The organism is Streptomyces rubrogriseus (assembly GCF_027947575.1).
GTDB lineage: Bacteria > Actinomycetota > Actinomycetes > Streptomycetales > Streptomycetaceae > Streptomyces > Streptomyces rubrogriseus.
The window spans coordinates 4,509,023-4,528,840 of record NZ_CP116256.1 but is presented as its reverse complement, the minus strand read 5'-3'; the positions used below and the strand labels follow the sequence as shown (position 1 = coordinate 4,528,840).

Below are 19,818 nucleotides of genomic sequence, written 5' to 3'. Positions count from 1 at the left end.
GGGGACTCCGTCCGTCGCACGACGGCCGTCGACTCCGTGTGCGCCCCCTGTCCCGCCGATACGCCCGTGACCTGGGCAGGCGGTGATCGTTCAGTAGCCGTCGGGCGCTGGACCGGTGCCCGGAACGACCCGCTCACCAGTGCAAGGAGCACCGCCCCATGTCTCTCTCGCGTACCGCCCGCCGCGCCGTCCTCACCGCGGCCCTGGTCTGCGTCTCCACGCCGGCCGTCCCCGCCACCGCACAGGCCGCTCCGCTGCCGCCCGCGTGTCAGGAAGCGCTGCTCGAAACACTCGACAAGTTCCCCGTCGTGGACTTCACGGTCCCGGACAAGGCCAAGAACGCCATGACTGCCCAGGTGCTGGGGCTGAGCGAGGCCGACCAGGCAGTGTTCACCGAGGTGGCGTGCGCGGCCTGGAACACCTGGGCGACCCGGAATGGCCAGGCGGTCGCGACCGACCTGGACAGCCGCTACCGGAACGCCGCCGGACCCGTGTGCAACAAGTTCGCCAGGTCCGCACTGGCGACGATCAAGAAGTACGCCCCCAATGTCCCGGCCGAGACCCGGGAGATGGAGAGGGTGGCCAAGACGGTCTGGCGCGACTCCATGGAGAAGCTGGCCGCGGACGCCACCAACGCCGACTGTCGTACGGCCTACAACGCGGTGAAGGCCGGCTGGTAGCTGGGCGGCGCCTCTGCCATCCCAGGGCGTGCGGTGGTGTCGGCCGGGTTACGGCCCGCGCCTTCGGTACCCGTGGATGCTCCGCGGCGCCGCTCGCCCGCGGCGAGCACTCCTTGGAATAGGAGCCGGCCCCTGGGTGACCACGCCGGTCAGACGTACGCCCCTCGGACGGATCTTCCGTTATGCCCGCTGCAGTCCGAAGCGGCTCTCGTCAATCGCCGCCGCCATCCTCACCCTGGAGCGGAAGCGCTGAAAAGGCTCAGTTGCACGAGCGCTGGGGGGAGAGGGCGGCCATGGGCCTCCGACTTGCCGGTGTCAGCATGATCGAGGCTTGCCGCTGGTGCTGTCAGGTTCCGGGTTCCTGGTTCTGTTCCGGTTTCCAGGTGGCGGTGACCGTCAGGTGTGCCTGCCCGCTGCCACTGACGATGCCGAGTTTGAGGTCGTGCCCGAGCTGAACGCCGAAGGTGACGGATACTTCGGCGGGCGGGGTCGCCCCTGTGGTGATCGCGTCGTGCACGTCCTGGACCAGCGAGCCAAGGGGTTGCAGCGTGGTACGCAAGGCGTCGGCGGCGACGGCGGCGGCCGCTCGCCTTCGCCTGGAGACCGGAACGAGTGGGCCGATGCCGTCCGGTGCCTGCTCCGCGTCGGAGGTGGGACGCTCCGCGGGCCGGATCAGGAAGTGGACTGTGGTTCCGTCCGAGAGAGCGAAATCCTGTGAATCGGTCATGTGGATCATTCTGCAGGAAGGACCCCGACCGGACAGTTATGTTGCCGGACTCGGTCGCAGGATCTTCTCGTGCCTCCAGGTCAGGTGCAGGGGGGCTGTTCCGGGGTTCCGTCCGGCAGCAGTTCACGCTCGGCGGGGGTGTAGTCGCGGGCCGCGACTTTGCACAGGGCGCGGAACTGGGCCTCGGGACGCAGGTCGAAGGTCCTGCGCCGCAAGGTGAAGGACTCCTTCACCCCTCCGATGAGTACCTCCAGACGGTTCCCCTGCACGGAGGCCACCGCTTCTTCGGGGACGTTCAACGTGGTGGAGTTCTCGGCGTCGTTCAGGTCGTGGATCGTCACCCGGCCTTCCTTGTAGGTGAGGACCCGGCCTCCGGCACCGACGCCGATCATGTACCCGTCCGCGGAGCTGGTCGCGCTGCCGGGCAGAGGCTTGCCCCGGTCGACGTCCCACACCCGGACCTTCTTGCCGCTGGTCTGGACGGCCAGACGGGTACCGCGCTCGTCGAAGGCGAGAGGGCCGGGTGACGGGTCGTCGCTGCTGACGAACGGCGCCGAGATTGGCAGCCCCGTCAGGGTCTTGATGTGCCGGGGCGTGCGAAGGTCCCACAGCAGGATGTCGCCGAACGCGGCGCCGCGCCGGGTCACCGCCACGACCTGCCCGGGGTGGCGCGGCCGGGGGACGAGTCGGCCCTCGGTGAAGATGTCGTCGAGGGTGCCCATGCCGGACCGGTCGGGATCGGGGTGGGCCGGGACCGGCCTCGTCAGGAGGGCCCCGTTGGCTGTGTCGACCCGGGCGAGGCGTCCGTCGAGCGTCAGCAGGGCGACCTGGCTGCCGCCCAGGGCGGCGACTTCCTCCACCTCACCTCCCTGGTCGTAGTCTTCCTTCTCCGCCGCCTTCGCCCCGGGCAGCGAACCGTCGAGAGGCACCTTGTCCTTGAGGCTTCCTGCCGGGTACGCGGCGAGCAGGTTGCCTCCCCTGCTCCATACCACGACCCGTCGTGAATCTGCGGTCCAGGAAAGCGTCCAGGACGGCGCGTCGTCGATGAACGGGAGTGGCACGGACTGCGGCCGGGCGCCGGACGTGTCGACGACCTGCAGGCTGCGCTGGTCCGCGATGGCCATGAAGCGCCGGTCCGGGGACATGCTGGTGGCCGCGTCGCCGTGCGTGGCCGGGAACTGCTTGCGGTCATAGCGCTCGGCACGCACGACCATGAGCGCTGTGCCGAGCGGTACCAGGACCGCCGTCCCGCCGTCGTCGCGGGGCACCACCGCGAGGCCCGCGTCGGAGAGTTCCGTGTCGCGGGCGCTGGGAATGCGGGCGATGTGGGTCTGCCCGGTACCGAGGTCGGTCAGGATTCTCTCGTCGTAGAGTCCCTCGTCGGTGCCGCTCGAGGATTCGTTCGACGACACGTGGAAGCGCTGGGTGCTGTCCGCGCCCCAGCGGACGTCGAGCAGTTCGGTGCGACGGCCGGGGGTGGTTCCGAGGGGCCGCGCGTACGCGTTGTCACCGTTCAGGCCGATGAGAAGTTCACCACCGGCCGCCAGTCTGAAGCTCGAGTCCAGGTTGTCCTTGACGGTGGCGGTGTACCGCAGCCGGGAGGTGCGGAGGTCTCTGATCTCGAGGCGCTTGTGGCCCAGGTCGGGGGAGCTGATGATCGCGACGGAATCCGGGTCGGAGGTGAAAGCCGCCTCCTGTGCCCCTTCCTCGGGGACGAGCCCCTCCGGTACGCGGATACGAGCACCCGACTCGGTCTCCCATGCCTCGGCGAACGCGGGCGGGCACTTGGGGAGCGGGGCGCAGGTGCCCGAGGGCTTCACTGTCAGCAGCAGTCGCTTGCTGTCGCTGCTGAAATCGAGAGTGCTGTTCACCGTTCCGGCCGATGTGTGGGCTACGGACAGCGGCTCGGGGCGGAGGGAACCGTCCAGCCGCCACAGGAGCACGACATCGGATGAGCTCGTAGCGGCGAAGAAGCGGCCGTCGGGGCTAAGAGCCTGGTCGTGGACCAGTCCTTTGGGTACGCCGCTCAGCTCCTGTGCTCGGGGCGTGCCGCTCAGGGCGTCGGTGACTACGGTGAACCTGGGGCTGTCGCTGTTTCGCGTCGATGTGACCACCAGTACGCGACCGTCCGGAGTGGACGTCATGCCCGTGGCACGCCCCGTCCAGACCGACGGGTGACTGGCCATCAGGTGCTGCCCGCGGACGTACTGGTTCAGCAGGACCTGGCGGGTCGTGGCGGTCGGCCGGGCGTTGTAGGCGGCCAGCGCGAGTTGCAGGGCCGTGGCGGGATCGTCCGGCGGGCGCGCCTCGGAGGCTTGGGCGAGGAGGCCCGACGCCTGGAGACGGAGCTGCTGTTCGGCACGCTGCAAGCCCCGCCAGTTGGAGAGCGCCAGGACGACGGAGAGCGTCGTGAGCACGGCGAGCACCCCCACTGCGCCCCGGCGCACGCGAATCTTGCGCCGGGAGTGGCGGTGGCTCAACTGAATGTAGGTGCGCTCCTCCGCGGAGACGTCCTGGCTGTGTCCCTCGAGTCTGAGGTCCGCCTCGTCCAGGTCCGCGCCGCTGAGCAGACGCGCGGGATCGCTCTTCCGCGCCTGCCAGCGGCCCATGTCAGCACGCAGCTGCTCCTGCCAGGCGCGGAAGTCCCGGGACTCCACGAGCCAGGTCCGAAGGAGCGGCCAGAGTTCAGTCAGTGCTTCGTGTGCCAGGTCGACGATCTCCTCCTGTCCGGATTCCCCCGGGGCGTGCGAGAGGACGAGGAGTCTCCCCGATCGGGTCAGCTCGTGAACAAGTGCGAGGAGTTCGGGCGCTAGATCGGTGGTGCGGACGGGTTTCCGGGCGAAAGCGTCGCCGTCACCCGGCCGGGCCAGCTGCGCGAACAACCGGGGAGCAAGCTCTTGCTGTGTGCGCGACAACTTGCTGTAGACGCCGTCCGCATGCTTGGCCAGGCCCCCTGCAATGCCTCCGAACGCGTCGTAGGCGACATGGGTGAGCATCGAATTGCTGCGCTGGTGCCACAACTCGGTCAGGGCAAACTGGACCAGCGGCATCCGTCCGGGTTCGTCGCCCGCGTCCGCGACGATCCTCTCGGGCAGTCCCGGCTCGAACCACAGCCCCGGCACGGCATCGACGGGAGCAGTCACCGCGCGCTTCAAGTCGTCGTCGCTCAGCGGCGCAAGGAACTGCACGGCATCACTGACGATGTCGGACGTGTCGACCGTCACCACTGCGTCGAGAGAGTCGGGACGCGCCGTGGCGACAACCCGCAGGGCTGCCGGGCCTCGCCGGCCGACGAGGTCTGAAAGCATGCCGAACAGCTCGCAAGCCTCGGCGGGCACGGCGCGTGCGTACTCCTCGAACTGATCCACGAAGAGCACGTGCCCGGCGCTCGGGCCACGGGCCAGGATCCGGTCCCGCAGCGCCGCGAGGACATCCGGGCCGTCGGCGAGGAGCCAGGCCAGTTCCTCGGCCCTGACGAGGTGTTCGATCTCGCTGAGCCCCGGTTCCAGGATATCGGTCAGCACGTGAGCGAGAACGGAGGTCGCCCGGGCGCCTGGGACGGGACGCAACTCGGACACGCCGGCACCCTGGTCCCGCAACCGGGGCAGCACTCCGGCCCCCACCAGGGAGGATTTCCCGCATCCTGAGGGCCCGACCACCAGTACCACCGGCCGTTGGTCAAGAGCCTCCAGCACCCGGGTGGTGTCGGCGCCACGACCGTGAAAGAACTGCGACTGTTTCTCGGTGAAGGGCTCCAGTCCCTGGAATGGGCAACGTGCCGGCATGGTGTGCTCGTCGATCAGGTCGGCCGACGGCAGCAAATAGGCGGTACTCTCCCCTCGGTGCGCGGCCACGGTCATGCCGACGACCCCGCCCTGGACGTCGTCCCACACCGGGGACCCGCTGAACCCCTCCGTGACGCGGGGCCCGGGCAGGTGTGCCTCCATCTGCAGGAGCCCCGCCGCCATGCCGGCGCGCAGAGTGCCCCGCACCCAGACTCCGTGATCCGCACCGGTCGGGTGCCCGAACGCACGGAACGGGTGCTCCCAGACTTCGGCGCCGTCGACGAGTCGGACCGGCCTCGCGCCGTCGACGGGCTGGTCAAGCCGCAGCAGCGCGACATCGGCTTGCCCGTGGCGCCAGGAGACCACGCTGGCCCGCGCGGAGGGACCGGCGGACAGCAGCGGAAAGTCGAGATTCACCGTCCCGTCAGGGGCCTGGTCCACAGGTGCCGGGAGAGCCAGGGCCTCCTCGACGACGTGCGCGCAGGTGCACACCAGGTCCGCGGCAACCAGGAATCCGGCACCGGCCACGTCTCCGTGGACCGAGAATATCCGCACCTGGGAGGCCCCCAGAACGTCACTCCGAAACTCCGCGGCCATGACCCTGCTTCCCTTCGCCTCGGGACAAGGTACTCACGATCCACCGCCACCACGGGAAAGACAACTCGCCTCGCTAGTACCACTCTTGACGTCTGGAGGCATGCGTCGGTCGCCGAGGCGTGCTGAGGCCGTCGGTGCCGGTACGAGCGCGCCGCAGGGGTCGGCAGGCCCGCGGAATCCGGTCACGACGGTGTTGTTGGTTCTTCGCCGGAGGCGCCGTTGTTCGTCTGGGCGCTGGCTTCCAGAACCCGGTCGATGATGCGGCGGCGCATCTCGCTCTCGGGGTCCTCGCCCAGGTTGTGTGCCAGGCGCTCTGCCGTCAGGTAGTAGCCGGTTAGGACCGGCTGCTCGAAGTAGCGGTTGAGCTGGCTCAGCGTCTGCCCGTACATATGCAGGTAGGTGCGGTTGAGGAAGGCGGAGAGCGCCGCGGCGACGCCGGCGATGGCGGCGACGAAGACCTTGGTCTGGCCGTTGGCGAAGTACAGGCCGGCGGCGAAGCAGCCCACGATAACCAGCCGGCCCAACCCCATGGCCCGTTGCGAGGACCGGAAGGAGTGACGGTCGACGACTCGCCCGCGCCCCGTTCAACGGAGCTCACCCCGGTGTCTGCCGCCCGGCTCGAAGGGCCGGTGGAGAACCCAAGACCGGGCGCCCAGGGCTACCGCCAGTCGCTCGCAGCACCAGGAGACGGCCCGACCGTCCCGTGTGGACCTGTTGATCGCGGAGGCGGTGGAGCGGCAGTCCGCTGCGATGCGGGAGCTGAGCCGCCGCGCGTCCCCGAGCCGGACGCCGCCGCGGACGACGCGCCGGCCTCGATCGAGGCGACCCGGGCACAGCGCCGCCGCCAGGCTGCGGCGACCGAGGCCGCCGCCCTGCACCGGGTCCGGCAAGAGCGCCCGGCCCGGGCCGATGACTTACGCCCGCGGCCGTCACTCCCCGCTCAGTTCGGGCTCATTCGTGGTGCCGCAGCGGATTCCGGCACCGTCCGGACAGGCTTCCTCTGTACTTCAGCCGCGGCGCAGGAACGTGCGGGCGATGAGGCCGATCAGGCGGGTGAGGAGGGTGGGGTTCTCGCGCGGGTCGTGGACGGACGGGGTCGCGTGGCCGATGTAGCGGCGGACGCCGTGCTGCTTCTTGGCGGTAAGGATGTGGCCGGTGCCGGCGATCAGGGGCAGGCCCGTGGCCTTGCGATCCATGCTCGGGCCCAGTGCGCTGACGACGACGTCAGCGCCGTGGACGGCTGAGTCGATGGCGTCCTGGTCAGACATCTCGCCGACCACCATGCGTACCCGACCGCCCCAGGAAGCGGGGATCGTGCCGGGGTTACGGGCGTATGCGGTGACCTGGTGGCCGCGCTCCAGAAGCTCGGTGACGGTCAGGGAGCCGATCGCGCCGGTGGCACCGAAGACGGTGACGTTCATGCAACTTCATTCTTTCGCGGGGGCGGGGGGGCGAGAGGGGGGAGGGTGCCGGGTTGGCGAGGCGCCGTGACGGGGCGCCGTTCCCAGGTGCGGTGTTCACGGAATCCCGGCCTGGGCTGTCCGGCAGGTCAGCAGGACAGCGGTCGGCTGACCCGTCTTCCTGCGGTATGCGAGGGACACGGCGACCGGAGCGGGGCCGCCCGGCCTACTCAGGAAGCCGGGGGTCAGCCGTTGAAGACGAGGCTTCCCCATCACGGCAACGCTGCGGTGAAGCTCAGCGCCACGCCGCTGACCTGCCTCCTGGCACGTAGGCCACCTGCCTGCCACCCCGCGTGCGTCCCTGTTCTCGCGACAGGCATACTGCCGACACCCCCCACGACGCGCGTCACAGTGCTCTTCCCGGAGGGATTCGCCCAACCATGACACTCCTTGTCCTTCCCTGTCTGCTGCTGCTCTGGTGCTGGCTCAAGTACGGCCTGCTGCCACTGCGGTGGCAGAACTCCTACCTCGCCGGCCCCGATGCCCCGCTGCAACGCGCGTGCAGGGCTGCCACCGGGGGCCGCTGGGAGCCCGCGGCCCAGCTCCTCGAGAAGGCCGGCCAGGACTGGGAGCGCCGCTCCCTGTACGCACAGCGGTTGGGGGACGTTGCTGCCAGAGGGAGCGCCCGTTGGCTGACGGAATGGAAGAAGGCCCGGCCCGAGGACCCGGACGCCGCGCTCGTGGCGGCTCGCGCCAGAGTCTCGTACGCGTGGGAGCTGCGCGGGGGTGCGTACGCGGACAGGACGTCGCAGAATCAGTTCAATTCCTTCCACCGGGAGTTGCTGGTCGCGCAGGAGGACATCAGGCGGGTGGTGGCCCTGTGCCCCGGCGACCCCGCACCGCTCGTCGCGGAGCTGCGGGCGGCCCGCGGACTGGGCTACTCCCACGCGGAGACGGACGCGCTGTGGTCGCAGATCACGGACCTGGCGCCGTATCACTTCGAAGCGCACACCAGCGCCCTCCAGTACTGGACCGCGAAATGGCGAGGCTCGCATCAGCTCGCGCGGGAGTTCGCCGAGAAGTCGGCCGCCGGGGCGCCGCCGGGAAGCCTGCTGGCAGTGCTGCCGTTGATCGCTTGGTACGAGAGCCACAAGGACGAGCTGGGTCGTGTCGGATACCTCCCACCTGATATACGTGCACTGGTAGACGAGGCGCTCACTGACGCGGCACTCGCTGACCCGGATCACCCGAGGCTTGCGGAAGTACGGCACCTGCTGGGGTACTTCCTGTACCTGCAGGGCCGGTACAGAGCAGCCAGGGAACAGTTCCGCCATGTGGACGGCTTCACGGAGGCTCTGCCGTGGCGGTATTCGCGCCTTCCGGCGCCGCATTACCGTGCAGTCCGTACGAAGACGGGCCGCGGGGCACTCACGGAACGCCGGTGGCGCTGACGGCCAAGCCGCACTGGACGCGGCCTGGCCCGCCCGGCGGGGACGTATCCGTCGACTGAACCCCCGTGCGGGCACACACCAGCTGATCCCCAGGATCGCTACTGAACTTGAACTCGTGATGTCGGGTTCCTCGCGGGCTGACGTGCGTCAGATGTGGGCCCTGACTTGCTGCACCGGATGTCCGAGTGCGTCCCCGATGGCGGTCAGTTCCTCGTCGCTGAACCAGGCACGCTATGGGTTCCAGATGGCGATCTCGAATCGGGCGAAGCCACAGGGCCAGTCGTACTCCAGCGCGTCCAGCGAGGTCGCGGCGCCGCAGCAGGGGACCACCACGACAAGGGTCGCGAAGCCGTCGTCGCAGTGAGCTTCGAGTAGGTCGGCCCACCACTCGGTGTCGATCGACGCGCCGCACTGGGGGCAGCCGATCTTCTGCAGATTCTGACCACAGTCGACGACGGTGAGTGCGTCGTGCCAGGTGACGTCAATCTCGACGTCGACGCCGTCGGGGAGCCCGGGGGCCAGGTCCTCCACGAGCGACGCAGCACGCTCAGCCGCGGCCGGCTCAGGCTGCCAGTGCGGGTCGGTCGGAATGACAGAGAGGACATCGTCACTCACGGGCTCACTCGATTCGTCAGGCGAAACCTCATCCGGGCGATGTTGCCGAGCACGTATTCGGGTGACAGGTTCCCCAGGCGGGTCACGCCTCGAAGGCCAGGCCGGTGCCGATGAGACAGCCGTCGAGCAGCTCGGGCCGGTACTGAATCATCTTGAGCTTGCGCTTCACGGTCCGGGTGATCTGACCCAGGTCGGCGGCTGCGAGATTGCCCAGCTCGTGCTTGACCATGGACCACACGCCTTCCTGCGGGTTCAGGTCCGGGGCGTAGGCAGGCAGCTGGAACACCGTGAGCCAGTCGGTGTTGGCTGCGAAGAACCCGCGCAGGTCTGCGGTCAGGTGAATGCGGACGTTGTCCCAGACCAGCACGATCGGACCACCGAGTTGGATCCGGGCGCGAACCAGCAGGGCACGAAAGTCCCGGGAGCCGAAACCCTTCGGCTGGTCCTTGCGCCCGCGGTATTCGCGGACTGCGTAGATCAGCCGCGATCGTTCGCCGGCCTTGTAGCAGGTCATGCCCACCATGGACACCCGGCCCGAGCCCCGGCCTCTGACTCGCACCACCGGCGTCCGGCCGATTCGGCCCCATGTCCTCGCACGCGCCACCGATCTTTCAGACACCCGCAGAGCGCCAGCGATGACCTGGTTCCTGTCCCCGGCTTCGAACCGAGTCACCGCATCCAGCCGTACCCGCTCCCGGGCTGCCCTCTCGGCGTCGGTCAAGCCGCCGCCCTGCGCGTACCTCACGATGACAGTGGTACAGCGCAGCGAGCTCACCGCTCAGCCGAACGACCCGACATCACCCAATCAAGTTCAGTAGCAGATCGAGGAACTGGCGGCTACCAGCTGCAAAACCTTGCAACTGAGACCACGACATCACATACCTTCACGCCGTACGGGTCGCCGCGCGGGGCGACGTCCTGTTCCTGTCAACGACGAGGTCGCCGACCACATGGTGATCAGTCCGCTGATCGCGAAGACCCGCATCAACCGGGCCATGACCGAACTCCGCGCCCGGGACCGGGCCCAACTCGTAGTCCTCGCCTACGGATCCGGCCTTGTCATCCCGCGCAACCACTGACCTCCACGCGAAACGACTGAGCCACTTCGAGGTGGCCACCGATCGGGTGACGGTCCGTGAAGCGCAACGAGCGAAGCCCCCGGGCTGTTGATCGAGATGTCTGACGTCTCAATGAGCGCCAGGGCGTTCCGATCGTGGCCGATCTCGCCTACCAGGGCGCCGGTCCGTGGCTGACCACGGGCATCAAGGGCAGGCCCCTGAAGGAACTGACCCCTACCGAGAAGACCGCAACCGTGCCCTGGCCGCCACACGAGCCCTCGTCGAACGTGGAGTCGCCCGCCTGAAGTCCTGGCGGATCTTCCGCAGGTCCCGCTGCAGCCCCAACCGCACGACGTCAATCGCCAAGGCCGTGCTCACCCTGGGGCTGCAACGCTGAAGAAGCTCACTGAGCCGTCGGAGTGGCGGCGGGTGCCGACGAGACTCAGGTGGGTCAAGCACTGTGCCGTCACACCATACCGATCGGGGGAATCGGACAGGGTACGGGATTGCGCAGGGCATCTGTCAGGAAAGACGCCGAGGTAATGAAACTCCGGATAAGTGAGGTATCTGAGTATGCCCGTCACGCCCATCACGAGTATGAGTCAGTTCCAAAAGATCATCAACGACTCGAAACCGGCCGTCATCGACTTCTGGGCAGCCTGGTGCGGCCCCTGCAGGCAGATCAGCCCGGTGCTGGAGAACATCTCGAAGGAACCAGAGAGCTCCGGGATCGACTTCTACAAGGTGGATGTCGACGACCACCAGGACATCGCACAGGAGGTCGGCATCAAGGCCATGCCGACCTTCGTGGTGTTCAAGGACGGGAACAAGGTCGGCGAGCTGGTTGGAGCTAACCCGGCGGGCCTGAAGCAGCTGGTCCAGCAGGGCAACGCCCTGTGAGAGCAGCGAGGCCCACACCACTCGGCGGTGTGGGCCTCGCTGACGGTCTGGCGGGTCAGAAGCGGCCCGGTGTGCCGAGGGAACGGTGGAGTTGTGCCACCGTGGTGGCGAGCGTGACCAGGGCGGGCGGAGCTTCCAGGTCGAGGTTCTCAGGTTGCGGGGCGCGTGCGACGAGGCGTGGATCGACCGGTGGCCCGCCGGCGCACCACGAGCATACGGCTGTGGCCAGGTCTTCTGCGGCCTGGACTGCCGCGGTGGTGGCCGGGTGGTCGGGAGCCTCGTCGGACAGCCGCTGGGCCCAGTGGTACAGGCCCGGCAGGTGTCTCCAGGCGGCGACGGCCTGCTGGGCCGGCGTGGGGGGTCGGTTGCTGTCGACGTGGGGTGGGGCGGGGGCGAGTGCGGCCGCGACGAGATCGTCGACGAGGGGCCGGGGACCGGGTCGGGTGGTCAGCCGGATGGTGGCGGTCATGGTCTTGTCGGTGTTCGCCGTCGGGGCCGCGGTGCGCAGGACGCTGTCCGGCCCGGGCGGCGCGGGGACGGCCAGGCGCAGGGTGATGCGGGCGGATTCGACGTAGTAGAGGGGCCATCCGTGGAGGTCCGCGAGTGCGATGTGCCGGGACCTGCGCGCAGGGACCGTGGTAGCCGCCATCTGTACGACGGGCTGCGGTTGGCCGTCGTCACCGGCCGTGAGGAGGGTCCGGGCCGCGCTCGCCAGTGCGGCGCCCACCGCTCTGACTTGTCCGTCCAGCACTGTGCGGCAGGCCTGAGTAAGGAGCGCGGCCAGGGGCCCAGCGTGGCCCGGGCCCACGTGGCCTTCCGTGCGGAGCACGGGCGCCCGACCAGTGCGGGCGTCGTCCGCGCAGATCACGAGACCTTGGTGACGTTGGTGACCGTGTGGTCGGTGTCGATGAGGAGTGCCCAGAACTGACGGGCCATCTCGTTATAGAGCGGAACGGCGGGGTTCCACGTGTCCGGCCGGAGCCAACTTTCGCGACCCGGTGAGCGCCAAGTCGTGTTGACGAATGTGACCTTCTTGTTGAACCCTTCGAGGAATTCACCGAGCTCCCTTGCGTGGTCGTCTGGGTTCCATCTCCGGGCTCGCCAATCCTCCGTGTTTTTCCCCGTCCTTACTTTTTTGGCGTAATCGAGGGGCCACCCCAACGGGTTGACGGGCACACTGGGTGCGACGAATTTCTTGGCCTGCTGATCGAGCTTGTCCAGCAAGCTGTCGCACGCGTCTAGCAGTTCTTTGATCTCTTCGGTGCTCCTCCGGCTCTTGGTGCGGAAGTCGTCGGGCACTTTGCGGGCCAGCGCGTCCCACACATCCGTGGCAGCTGCGGCCAGCGTGTCCTGCTTGGCCCGGCACTCGCGGCTTTGCAGCTTCCACATCTTCTGGATCTCCGCAGCGGTCGCGTTGTAGCGCTGCAGAGTTGCGGCGACGGCCTTCGGCTGCTTGTACTGGTGAGCGATGCAGCCTTGCGCGACGTCCGATTCGAGCTGTTTTAGCTTTCCAAGCAGATCTGTCAGGCTCGGCACAGTGGCAGCGAGTTCAGCACGGGCGGTCTTGAACCGGTCGCGCAGTTGTTCCACGGTGGGCGGCCCGAATTCGGCGACTCGTGGGCTGGGCAGGAGGGCTTGCCACACGTCCCTGGCGGTCGCGATGAACGTCCACCGTAGCTGCGTGATGGTTTCAGGCTCGGTGTGCCGGTCGATCCAGGTCAGCTTCTGGCACCGGGCGTTCCAGCTCTGGTGGAGCGGGGGAATCTTCTCTGGCAGCCCGTCGCGGAAGGCGCTCACGGCGTCCGTGACAGCCTCCTTCAACTCCCACAACTGCTGCAGCCACTCCCGTACCCCCACGCCTTTGCCCTTGGAGCCGTCCTGGGCGACGGTGTCGATCAGTGCGGTGGCGGCTGCGCGGAACGGCTCCGCCCGGTCCAGGACCTGGTACCAGACGGTGTCGCGGTCGCTGACCGCCGCGTCCAGCAACTGGGACAGGCGGCTGCTTGCCAGCAGGTCGCGCTGCTTGAGGGTGGACTCGATGGTCATGACAGCGTTCTTGTCCGACTGGTGGACAATGCGCCCCTTCAGCTTGGGCATCTTGGCCGCTGTCGGCGTTTCACCGCTCGCGGTGGGGGCCTCGGCAGGCCCGGTTTCGATGTCCTGGCTGATCAGGTGCAGGCTCATGCTGATCTTGGCGCTGTCGATGCTGATGGATGGCGGGTTGATCAGCGACAGCAGTGGCACGGTGGCGTGCACGGTACGCACCTGCGGGCCGTCTTCCGTGGCCTCGGTGTGCTGGTAGGCGAAGCGGAAGGGCTTCGCGGTGCCGTTCCTCTCGAATCCCAGGTCCTTGACCAGTTCGACTGCTTCGCGCGCGGCCAGGCCCTGCCCGTGGACCACCGCCTCGTACGCCGCGCCGAGCAGCGCGCTGACCGGGACGTCGTCGTCGCTCATCGCTGGTCCCCCGCAGATCCTGCGGGGACGATGTGATATCGGCCGTTGGCCTCGAGCCGTTCCACCGGCCGGTTGCTCACGGTGAACCTGACCTCGTGCACGTGCTTGGCGTCGGCGAGGGCCTGCTGGTCCACGGCGATACGGATGTCTTCCCTGACCTGGCCGGAAGCGGGAGTGGACGGAGCGACCTGCTCAGTCACGAAGGAGAGGGTGAAGGAAACATCGTCAATGGCCATCTGCGGCTGGATTCCCACACAGTCGCTGTCCGGCTCCTGGGCCGCGCGCACCGCCTGGTCGGCTTCGGCCACGGCCCACTGCAGGCCCTGCAGCAGGTCACGCATCGTCAACTCACTCATAATACTCCCTGGTTGGTAAAGCCCCGGATCATGCCCTCTTCGCCGATGAACAGCGCCCCGGCAATCGCGAGCCATCCGAACGCGGGGGCAGGCGAGGAGCGGGCCGGGCATGGCAGGCAAAAAACCTCATGCGCGACGCGGGGTCCGGATACGGTCTGCGGCCGGGGACGGCACTGGAACAGGGACGATTCAGTGCCGCACCCGGATGTCCGCAGACGAATCCATGAGGATCCGGCGTCACAGTCCGTCAGTTCGTCTATGCGCTTTTCTGCTGGACGGTGACGGCATTGTCGGTCAGCATCGACAGGATCTTCTCCATGCCGCCCGGCATCGGCCCTTGCTCAGCCTCCACATGGACTGACATCGACGCACTCCGGCTGACCGTGTCCGAACTCGAACTGCTCGAGTCGTAGCTGGCCTTGACCGAGGCCGAGATGCCCCAGAAGCCGCCACTCGCCGACGCCTCGCCTCCGATTTTCTGCTCGCTCTTTTTGGTCGAGACCGAATCGATCTTCACATTGAAGTCGAGTGTCACCTTGGAGAGCTGCAGATAGGGGATCGGCACGACCGCGAGGAGGGGCACCTCGACCTGCGTCACCATCTTCTTCTGCTTGGAGGTGGTGTCGGCTGCCTCGGGCTCCAACGAGGTGTAGGAGAACGCCACGGTTCTGGCGCGCTTGTTCTCGTCGAAGCCGACGTTGTTGATGAACTGCGCGGTCTCGTTCGCGGCCAGCGCGCTGGACCGGATGACCCCCTGCAGCGGTCCGCCGATGATCTGCTCGAACGGCAGCGACAGCTCCGCCCCCAGATCGACCGGCTTGGACGTGTCGCCCGGGCCCGGCGCGAGCGGCACATCCTGCATGAGCGGGGCGTCCGGTACGGACGCCCTGGAGCCCGCGCGGCCGGACCCGCCCGGAGCCGGCTTCCTGGCCGGCGCCTTCGCCGCCGCCGTCTTCTTCCTCGTCGGACTCGTCTTCTTCGTCTCCGCCATCGGCCACTCCCTCAACCAGGTTCTGGATCTTGAAGCGATCTTCTGCCGGTCCCATTGCGCTCATTCACCGACACGCCAGAGCCCTTCGAAAGTCGTACGGGCACGCATCAGGACAAACGGAAGTACCGGGGTGCGACGGCGGGAACGCGGGTGCGAGTACGCGCGGTGGCTGATGCGGGCCAGCTCCCGGCCGTACGCGTCGGCGACGTGCTGGCCGGGGCTCACGTCCCGGTGAAGCGGACATGGTCGGCCGCCCAGTCTCTCAGCCGCTGCCACGGTCGCAGCGGCCCCGAGCAGACAGTCGGCCGCGAGTGCGGCGGCCCGCGGTGACGACGACGCCCATCACGACCACCGCATCCCGCTCGCGGACAGCAGCTCCATCCGCTCCGTCAGAGCCGCCGCCCGGCTGCGCTGATTCCCGATCCAGGCCCTCAGCTTGTGCACCCGCTCCTCCTGGCCCTCGCCGACGGTCCGCTCGACGAGCTTCCTGGGGACCTGGTTGGTGCCCCTCGCGCTCGTAGAACTGGCGGGCGGCCTCGCAGTGCATCGCCCACTTGTCGGCCTGCGTGCGGCGCGGCTCCGGCTTCTCATCCTCGGCTGGAGGCTGCTGAGGAGAGGCAGCTGTCCAAGACGATCGCCTGCTACGGCCGTGTCGACGCCCTGGCCGAGCAGGCCGCCGCGGGCTGGTAGGGAGTGCCGAATGCTGGCGCGGTCCTTTCGACCGCGCCAGCACGTCTCACGCGCCGGTGACTCCGTCAACCTGCTCGCGGATAAAGTCGGCATGACCGTTGTGACGTGCGTATTCCTCGATCATGTGCACCATGATCCAGCGCAGGGACACTCCCTGATCGCCGACGTGACCCGCTTCCTGCTCGGATAGGTGACCGGAGTCGTCCAGCGATGCGTCAGCGATCAGCTCGCGCCCTCGGGCGACCTCCGCTTGCCAGGCAGCCTTCGCCTCGTCGATTCCTCGTTCCGGCTGAAGGGCGAAGCCGTCGGGGTTGCCCTCCGCGAAGACAGGCGACACGGTCAGACCTGCGAACACACGCTGGAACCAGTTGCGCTCCACCTCGGCCATGTGCTGAACGAGACCGAGCAGCGTCATCGACGACGGTGACGCCGCAGCCCGCCGTAATTGATCATCTTTCAGGCCCGAACACTTCAGGGCCAGAGTCGCACGGTGAAAGTCCAGCCATGCTTCCAACATGGCGCGCTCGTCGGCATGCGCGGGCGGGATCGGCCGTCCATCCGGTGTCGTATTCATGAGCACACCCTGGCAGCGGCAGCCTTGGACCATGACCGTCTTCGCTCGCGAGCCGGTCCGCCTCCTTACGGGTGAAAGACCGCCATCGAGATTGGTGGAATGGGTCCAAACTGTGATCATTGCGGCATCACTCGGTGACCGTCGAGCCAATCCATAACCAGGAGTGGGTATGCCTGACACGCAATCGGACGACTACGAAAAGAAGTTCGCGAAGCAGCTCGAGCAGCTCCAGGGCATGGGCTTTACAAACCAGACGCAAAACCTGAAGGCATTGATCGAAACCGACGGAAACGTGCAAAGTTCCATTGAATACATTCTCAATGGCGGAGGTCTATGACAGGCACCACCGCCTGTGCAGCCGCTGAGAGGTCGTCTTCGCCCGATGTTTCATCCCGTAGTCGGTTGTTTTGTGGCCTTCATCAGGTCGCGTCAGGAGATGGTGTTCTCGCCGGTGAGGCGGCGGGCCATGAGGTCGGTCATGGCGATGTGGGTCACGGCTTCGGAGCGGCTGGGAAGGGTTTCGTAGTCACGCGCGAGGCGGCGGTGGAGCATGAGTCAGCCGTACGTCCGCTCGACCGTCCACCGTTTCGGAATCGGGGTGAAACGCCTGGTCCCGGGCTTGCGAGCGGTGATTTCCATGTCGATGCCCAAGGTGGCGGCGTGCTCGACGAGGTGCTGACGGTAGCCGCCGTCGACCCTGACCTTGCGGATCCCGGGGTGGTCGGCGGTGACGTGATCCAGGAGCCGGGCGCCGGCGATGGAGTCCTGCACGCTCGCCGCGGTGACCAGCACGGCGAGGAGAAGGCCGAGCGTGTCGGTGACGATGCTCCGTTTCCTGCCAACGATCTTTTTGCCCGCGTCGATGCCCTGACCGGATGCCGGGACGCCGGTCGAGGTCTTCACGCTCTGGGCGTCGATCACACGCTGAAGGCCGCCTTCCCGCCCTTCGCAAGGACCGGCTCGATCACTCCCAACGGGCATCGGACAGATCACTCGGATACGGACGTCGTTTCACCATGCTTCCGACGTACCGCTGCGGGCGGAGTGCGCCCAGGTGCACAGCGGCGGCAGTCGACGCACACACGACCGCGGAGACCAGGCATCCTGGGATGAGACAGGATTCGTCTCCTTCCGCCTCATCCGCAATCCCGCCCGCCTGATAGGCGGGCAGCGCAGGTGAAAACGACCTCTAAGGCCGGCCAGGCGAGAGTGGATGCCCGCTTCCCTTCTGTTCTCGGCACGGGGGAGGGGCCGGACGACTGTCTCATGTGAAACGGTATCGGGCGACTCGGCGGCGGTATGATGCCGTCATGGCCGCTCATGCTTCCTCCCGAGACGCCGCGTCGCGTGCGAGCGACCGCCCCGGAGACGCTTCGCCGTTCGCCCTGGGACTGCTCCTGCGCCGGGCGCACTGGCGCGCGGCGGGGGTGATGTCGGAGGCGCTGCGGCCTCTCGGGATCGAGTTGCGGCACTTCGCGGTGCTGATCGTGCTCGTCGACCGCGGCCCCACGGTGCAGCGCGACTTGGCGGCGGAGACGGGGACGGACAAGGCGGGGATCATGCGGGTCGTAGACGATCTGGAACGCAGGAACCTCGCCGTGCGCAGGCCCGTCCCCGGGGACCGCCGGGCACGGGCAGTGGAGATCACCCCGGAGGGGCTGGAGCTCTTCGACGCGGCCCATGTCGCGGCGGAGCCGCTGGCCGAAGGGCTGGTCGCCGACCTGGGACCTGACGGCTCCGAGCAACTGATGCGTCTGCTGACCAGCCTCGCGCATCCGGGCAGCCGCGAGGCCTAGACATTCCTTTCTCCTTCGGGTGGGTCAACCGCGCGTCACTTGCCGTCGTCCGCGGTGAGGCGCTCGGTGAGTTCCTTCGCCTTGGTGACCGCGTCAGTGTGGGCGCGCTCCCGCGAGGCCTCGAAGAGCAGCGTCAGTTCGGACATGGCCGGATTGCGCGGGGCCATGGTGAGTTCCGGGACGATGAACTCCAGATCCAGCCCGAGGGTGCTTCGGAGGACGGCCTCCAGGTAGTTCTGCACGAACTCGAAGTTCTCGCGCGGGGTGCCCGGCGCGTAGGAGCCGCCGCGGCTGGCGACCACCACGGCGGGGGTGCCCTGCGCGGAGGGCGACTCGCCGGCCGTGCGTCCGAGCAGGAGCACGCTGTCCAGCCACGCCTTCAGGGTGGATGGGACCGTGTAGTTGTACATCGGGGCCCCGATCAGGATGGCGTCCGCCCGCTCCAACTCCTCGATGAGCTCCAGGCGTGCGGCGAACGCGGTGGACTGGCGCGCGGTGCGCTCGGACGGGTCGGCGTAACCGGCGGACCACGCGTCCGCGGTGATGTGCGGGACCGGGGCGGCGGCGAGGTCGCGGTAGATCACCGTGCCCTCCGGGTGCTGCTCCTCCCAGGTTCGACGGAACACGGCCGTGACGGCCCGGGACGCGGACGCCCCGGCCGGGAACACGGACGAGTCGATGTGCAGAAGCGTGGCCATGGGGGTTCTCCAGACAGTGGTACGGCGCCCAGCGGCCGGGCGCTGGGCGGACTCGACATCTAGTTATACACGAGATGGTCGCGAATGATACTGTCGCAATCGCGACGATGATCATGAACGACTAGGGAGATGTGACTTCATGGATGTCTACGAGGCGGTCAAGAGCCGACGATCGGTCCGCCGCTTCTCCGGCCGGCCCGTCCCCCGAGAAGTGCTCAAGCGCGTGCTGTCCGCCGCCGCCTGGGCGCCCTCCGGGTCGAACCTCCAGCCCTGGCGCGCGTTCGTGCTCAGCGGCGGTCCACTGGAGGCGCTGAAGAAGCGCACCGGGGCTCGCCTTGCCGCCGGCGACCCCTTCGATGAGCCGGAGTACGAGCAGTACCCGCAGCAGCTGAAGTCGCCGTACAGCGAGCGGCGGTCCGCCTTCGGTGAGCAGCGCTACGGTGCCCTCGGTATCGCGCGCGAGGATACGGAGGCGCGCCAGCGGGCCGCGTCGGGCAACTGGCAGTGCTTCGGGGCGCCCGCCGCGCTGTTCTGCTACATCGACCGCGACCTGGGGCGTCCCCAATGGTCCGATGTTGGCATGTTCCTGCAAAATGTGATGCTGCTACTGCGCGAGGAAGGCCTGCACAGCTGCACACAGATGGCGTGGGCGAAGTTCCACCGCACTGTTGCGGAGACCGTGGCGCCGCCGCACGACCTGGTGCTCTACTGCGGCATGTCGATCGGCTACGAGGACCCCGCGGCGAATCCCGCCCGCACGGGCCGGGCTGCCTTGGAGGAGACGGTCACCTTCATCGACGGCCCGTGAGACTCCTTCCTTCCGGAGCTCTGAGCGCCGTTTCCCGCCGACGCGCACGCGGTGGGCCCAAGCGTCCGACCCGGGCGGTGTGACGTATCCGTCTGGCGAACGCCAACCCGGTCCATTCGGCTGGCGCCGAGCCCCGGCGCGCGCCGCCGGTACTTCATGGCCACGCCAACGGTGTGTTCCACCCGTTGGTGTGGCGTCGTGTTGCGGCGTCGACCGGGCACTACCCATGGTCGGCGTC

The 19,818-nt window shown here is 68.0% G+C and carries 18 protein-coding genes and 4 pseudogenes; 9 read left to right on the top strand and 13 right to left on the bottom strand.

From position 1 onward, the window contains the following. Nucleotides 1-158 precede the first annotated feature (158 nt). Nucleotides 159-680: a hypothetical protein gene (locus Sru02f_RS20715; protein WP_109032522.1), complete on the top strand. Its 522-nt coding sequence runs from the start codon at nt 159-161 to the stop codon at nt 678-680. Between the two features lie 121 nt (nt 681-801). After that, nucleotides 802-933: pseudogene (locus Sru02f_RS20710) on the top strand (IS5/IS1182 family transposase); the annotation flags it as partial. A gap of 93 nt (nt 934-1,026) precedes the next feature. Here the strand turns inward: Sru02f_RS20710 and Sru02f_RS20705 are convergent. The 4 genes from Sru02f_RS20705 to Sru02f_RS20690 form a co-directional block, all read right to left on the bottom strand. Then, the gene (locus Sru02f_RS20705; protein WP_109032523.1) at nt 1,027-1,407 is read right to left on the bottom strand and encodes a CU044_2847 family protein; all 381 of its coding nucleotides are present in this window, start codon (nt 1,405-1,407) and stop codon (nt 1,027-1,029) included. Between the two features lie 80 nt (nt 1,408-1,487). Continuing rightward, a complete protein-coding gene (locus Sru02f_RS20700; RefSeq protein WP_109032524.1) occupies nt 1,488-5,789 on the bottom strand; it encodes an nSTAND1 domain-containing NTPase in 4,302 nt (1,433 codons plus the stop codon). A gap of 182 nt (nt 5,790-5,971) precedes the next feature. Further along, nucleotides 5,972-6,295, bottom strand: coding sequence for a hypothetical protein (locus Sru02f_RS20695; protein WP_109032525.1), 324 nt, complete (start codon nt 6,293-6,295; stop codon nt 5,972-5,974). A 501-nt stretch (nt 6,296-6,796) separates the two neighbouring features. Further along, nucleotides 6,797-7,210, bottom strand: a complete 414-nt coding sequence (locus tag Sru02f_RS20690) for an NAD(P)-dependent oxidoreductase (RefSeq protein WP_109032526.1) — start codon at nt 7,208-7,210, stop codon at nt 6,797-6,799. Between the two features lie 419 nt (nt 7,211-7,629). Between Sru02f_RS20690 and Sru02f_RS20685 the strand changes: the two genes are divergently transcribed. Beyond that, the gene (locus Sru02f_RS20685) at nt 7,630-8,640 is read left to right on the top strand and encodes a hypothetical protein (protein WP_109032527.1); all 1,011 of its coding nucleotides are present in this window, start codon (nt 7,630-7,632) and stop codon (nt 8,638-8,640) included. A gap of 231 nt (nt 8,641-8,871) precedes the next feature. On the opposite strand, the gene Sru02f_RS20680 is transcribed toward Sru02f_RS20685, so the two are convergent. Both Sru02f_RS20680 and Sru02f_RS20675 read right to left on the bottom strand, forming a co-directional pair. After that, a complete protein-coding gene (locus tag Sru02f_RS20680; protein WP_244941870.1) occupies nt 8,872-9,255 on the bottom strand; it encodes a hypothetical protein in 384 nt (127 codons plus the stop codon). An 82-nt stretch (nt 9,256-9,337) separates the two neighbouring features. After that, entirely contained in the window at nt 9,338-10,000 is a 663-nt protein-coding gene (locus Sru02f_RS20675; protein WP_455431897.1) for a transposase, read from the bottom strand. 184 nt (nt 10,001-10,184) lie between these two features. On the opposite strand from Sru02f_RS20675, the pseudogene Sru02f_RS20670 reads away from it, so the two are divergent. From Sru02f_RS20670 to trxA, 3 genes and pseudogenes are all read left to right on the top strand, one after another. After that, nucleotides 10,185-10,334: pseudogene (locus Sru02f_RS20670) on the top strand (DNA-binding response regulator); the annotation flags it as partial. Between the two features lie 104 nt (nt 10,335-10,438). Then, nucleotides 10,439-10,710, top strand: a pseudogene (locus Sru02f_RS20665) (transposase family protein); the annotation flags it as partial. A 200-nt stretch (nt 10,711-10,910) separates the two neighbouring features. Further along, entirely contained in the window at nt 10,911-11,213 is a 303-nt protein-coding gene (trxA, locus tag Sru02f_RS20660; protein WP_218030713.1) for a thioredoxin, read from the top strand. 55 nt (nt 11,214-11,268) lie between these two features. Here the strand turns inward: trxA and Sru02f_RS20655 are convergent, their stop codons facing one another. From Sru02f_RS20655 to Sru02f_RS20635, 5 genes are all read right to left on the bottom strand, one after another. Beyond that, on the bottom strand, nt 11,269-11,940 hold the full coding sequence (locus tag Sru02f_RS20655) for a hypothetical protein (RefSeq protein WP_109032530.1): 672 nt from the start codon (nt 11,938-11,940) through the stop codon (nt 11,269-11,271). 137 nt (nt 11,941-12,077) lie between these two features. Then, entirely contained in the window at nt 12,078-13,667 is a 1,590-nt protein-coding gene (locus tag Sru02f_RS20650) for a DUF2589 domain-containing protein (protein WP_109032531.1), read from the bottom strand. Further along, entirely contained in the window at nt 13,664-14,008 is a 345-nt protein-coding gene (locus tag Sru02f_RS20645; protein ID WP_159107544.1) for a hypothetical protein, read from the bottom strand. Before Sru02f_RS20645 ends, Sru02f_RS20650 begins: the two co-directional genes overlap by 4 nt. Before the next feature lie 271 nt (nt 14,009-14,279). After that, the gene (locus Sru02f_RS20640; RefSeq protein WP_109032533.1) at nt 14,280-15,014 is read right to left on the bottom strand and encodes a DUF2589 domain-containing protein; all 735 of its coding nucleotides are present in this window, start codon (nt 15,012-15,014) and stop codon (nt 14,280-14,282) included. 736 nt (nt 15,015-15,750) lie between these two features. Next, entirely contained in the window at nt 15,751-16,278 is a 528-nt protein-coding gene (locus Sru02f_RS20635; RefSeq protein ID WP_109032592.1) for a DinB family protein, read from the bottom strand. A gap of 169 nt (nt 16,279-16,447) precedes the next feature. Here Sru02f_RS20635 and Sru02f_RS20630 point away from each other — a divergent pair, with 169 nt between their 5' ends. After that, nucleotides 16,448-16,615: a UBA domain-containing protein gene (locus Sru02f_RS20630; RefSeq protein WP_109032534.1), complete on the top strand. Its 168-nt coding sequence runs from the start codon at nt 16,448-16,450 to the stop codon at nt 16,613-16,615. 92 nt (nt 16,616-16,707) lie between these two features. Here Sru02f_RS20630 and Sru02f_RS20625 read toward each other — a convergent pair. Then, nucleotides 16,708-17,199: pseudogene (locus Sru02f_RS20625) on the bottom strand (transposase); the annotation flags it as partial. A 389-nt stretch (nt 17,200-17,588) separates the two neighbouring features. Here Sru02f_RS20625 and Sru02f_RS20620 point away from each other — a divergent pair. Then, a complete protein-coding gene (locus Sru02f_RS20620) occupies nt 17,589-18,074 on the top strand; it encodes a MarR family winged helix-turn-helix transcriptional regulator (protein WP_109032535.1) in 486 nt (161 codons plus the stop codon). A gap of 35 nt (nt 18,075-18,109) precedes the next feature. Here Sru02f_RS20620 and Sru02f_RS20615 read toward each other — a convergent pair whose 3' ends face one another. Continuing rightward, entirely contained in the window at nt 18,110-18,772 is a 663-nt protein-coding gene (locus Sru02f_RS20615) for an FMN-dependent NADH-azoreductase (RefSeq protein ID WP_109032536.1), read from the bottom strand. Between the two features lie 139 nt (nt 18,773-18,911). Here Sru02f_RS20615 and Sru02f_RS20610 point away from each other — a divergent pair, with 139 nt between their 5' ends. Beyond that, nucleotides 18,912-19,580, top strand: a complete 669-nt coding sequence (locus tag Sru02f_RS20610) for a nitroreductase (protein ID WP_109032537.1) — start codon at nt 18,912-18,914, stop codon at nt 19,578-19,580. Nucleotides 19,581-19,818 lie beyond the last annotated feature (238 nt).

Coding starts and splice junctions, on each gene's coding strand:
- Sru02f_RS20715 (WP_109032522.1), top strand. CDS start 159: ATGTCTCTCTCGCGTACCGCCCGCCGCGCCGTCCTCACCGCGGCCCTG.
- Sru02f_RS20705 (WP_109032523.1), bottom strand. CDS start 1,407: ATGACCGATTCACAGGATTTCGCTCTCTCGGACGGAACCACAGTCCAC.
- Sru02f_RS20700 (WP_109032524.1), bottom strand. CDS start 5,789: ATGGCCGCGGAGTTTCGGAGTGACGTTCTGGGGGCCTCCCAGGTGCGG.
- Sru02f_RS20690 (WP_109032526.1), bottom strand. CDS start 7,210: ATGAACGTCACCGTCTTCGGTGCCACCGGCGCGATCGGCTCCCTGACC.
- Sru02f_RS20685 (WP_109032527.1), top strand. CDS start 7,630: ATGACACTCCTTGTCCTTCCCTGTCTGCTGCTGCTCTGGTGCTGGCTC.
- trxA (WP_218030713.1), top strand. CDS start 10,911: ATGAGTCAGTTCCAAAAGATCATCAACGACTCGAAACCGGCCGTCATC.
- Sru02f_RS20650 (WP_109032531.1), bottom strand. CDS start 13,667: ATGAGCGACGACGACGTCCCGGTCAGCGCGCTGCTCGGCGCGGCGTAC.
- Sru02f_RS20645 (WP_159107544.1), bottom strand. CDS start 14,008: ATGCGTGACCTGCTGCAGGGCCTGCAGTGGGCCGTGGCCGAAGCCGAC.
- Sru02f_RS20640 (WP_109032533.1), bottom strand. CDS start 15,014: ATGGCGGAGACGAAGAAGACGAGTCCGACGAGGAAGAAGACGGCGGCG.
- Sru02f_RS20635 (WP_109032592.1), bottom strand. CDS start 16,278: ATGAATACGACACCGGATGGACGGCCGATCCCGCCCGCGCATGCCGAC.
- Sru02f_RS20630 (WP_109032534.1), top strand. CDS start 16,448: ATGCCTGACACGCAATCGGACGACTACGAAAAGAAGTTCGCGAAGCAG.
- Sru02f_RS20620 (WP_109032535.1), top strand. CDS start 17,589: ATGGCCGCTCATGCTTCCTCCCGAGACGCCGCGTCGCGTGCGAGCGAC.
- Sru02f_RS20615 (WP_109032536.1), bottom strand. CDS start 18,772: ATGGCCACGCTTCTGCACATCGACTCGTCCGTGTTCCCGGCCGGGGCG.
- Sru02f_RS20610 (WP_109032537.1), top strand. CDS start 18,912: ATGGATGTCTACGAGGCGGTCAAGAGCCGACGATCGGTCCGCCGCTTC.